Below are 1,767 nucleotides of genomic sequence, written 5' to 3' on the forward strand. Positions count from 1 at the left end.
CAATAAATTTGAAAATAAATATTAAATTTAGTAAAATAAATAAATATAGAGGATAATTAATAAGAATTTGGGACAATGCAAAATAATAATTACTTTTAACTTAAATATGAAGATCAAATATAGAATATTCCAAATATTAAAAAATTGGGTAAATATTTGAATGGTATGGTGAATTTTTTATAAAAAATATTCCTATTTTTGAAAACTAAAATTAGGGTGAGAAATATGACCAGTCCAACTTCCACCGGGACTAAGAGCTCTAATTCCGGCGAAACCCAATCAGAAAACAGTGATACCGCATCCCCAAACGATTCCCTAGAGATCAACCATAATCCCCCGATTTGTGAAAATTTTAAAGAGGAAGAATTTACCCTCTATAATTTACCAAAATACTACGATATTGCTTTTTCAAGGGATGTCTCAGGAGAAATTACCTTCTACATCAATTGTTTTAAAAAATACTGTAATTTCGAAGTGAAAAGGATTCTGGAGCCAGCCTGTGGCAGCGGTATATTCCTAGAGGCTTTTCCCAAATACGGGTATCATATTACGGGATACGATATTTGTCCAAACATGGTGGATTACACAAAACAAAGAATCATGAATAACGGAGCTGCTGGCAAGGCAGAAGCCCTATTGGGCGACATGAGAACCATGAGATTCGATCAGAAATTCGATGCCGCAATAATTTCTATTAACAGTCTCGGATACTGCCTTACAGACGAAGATATTTTAAGCCACTTCAAAGCGATGTCAGAATCCCTTCGTAAAGGTGGACTTTACATTGTAGAAATCGTATGCGCCTATGAAGATCTGAAGAATGAGCAAAAGCCAGATGAAACCTGGCTTGCTGAGAGTAATGGAACTAAAATAGAGGCCACATGGTGTCCCTACTTCTATGACAGGGAGAACAAAAAACGCCATATTAATTTCAGAATGAAAGTTCAGGATAACGGTAGAATGCTAGAATTTAACGAAAAACATGAACTAAGACTCTGGCTATACGAAGACTTCAAGAAACTAACAAGAGAAGCGGGATTTAGACTCGAAGCAATCTATAACCAGGAATACCAGCTAATTCCAAAAAACAGCCGCATTTCAGGTGAGTTGGGTGCTCTTTACTACGTTCTGATTAACGAGTAAATTATTTGCTTTCCTTCAACAGGTTTTCCACACCTTTCTTTAAATCTATTGATTCTACACTAGTTACACCTTTCAAAAGCTCGTCCAATGCGGTCTCAAGCTCCCCTGCCTCCCATTTTCCATCCTTTTCAATCGATGACTTAATCTCCCATGTTTTGTATAAATCAATTTTTCCTCCAATAATCCTGAACACTTGACCCGTTATATGCTTCCCTTTATCACTAGCCAAAAAGGCAATCAGAGGAGATACGTTACTGGGATCAAGCGGATCAAAGTCCGGTCTAACCGTAACCATCTTCATGGCTTCTGCTACCGGTGGACTGGATAGAGCGAGCTCGGTTCTTGCCAGCGGGCTTATGCAATTACAATTTACGTTATATTTTTTCATTTCGCGAGCTATTCCAAGGGTCAAAGTGGCTATTCCCGATTTAGCAGGAGCATAGTTTGACTGACCGACGTTTCCCTGAGTTCCCGCTTCGGAAGTGGTGTTGATTATGGCTCCTCCTCGGGCATCTCCTTGTTTAAATCGATTTCTCCAATAAACGCAGGCGTGTCTGGTGCAGTTCCAAGTACCGTTGTCCGAAACTTACCCATTTAGGACACCGCCTAAATGGTGTTCGGTTC

General features: G+C 38.9%; 1 protein-coding gene and 1 pseudogene. One reads left to right on the top strand and one right to left on the bottom strand.

Annotated features, from left to right (window positions below; all coding sequences use genetic code 11):
* Positions 1 to 225: 225 nt before the first annotated feature.
* Entirely contained in the window at positions 226 to 1,143 is a 918-nt protein-coding gene (locus ACUVXA_RS20580) for a class I SAM-dependent methyltransferase (RefSeq protein ID WP_445873166.1), read from the top strand.
* Position 1,144: 1 nt separating this feature from the next.
* Here ACUVXA_RS20580 and ACUVXA_RS20585 read toward each other — a convergent pair.
* Positions 1,145 to 1,660, bottom strand: a pseudogene (locus ACUVXA_RS20585) (SDR family oxidoreductase); the annotation flags it as partial.
* Positions 1,661 to 1,767 lie beyond the last annotated feature (107 nt).

Source organism: Candidatus Jordarchaeum sp., assembly GCF_052745115.1.

Coding starts and splice junctions, on each gene's coding strand:
- ACUVXA_RS20580 (WP_445873166.1), top strand. CDS start 226: ATGACCAGTCCAACTTCCACCGGGACTAAGAGCTCTAATTCCGGCGAA.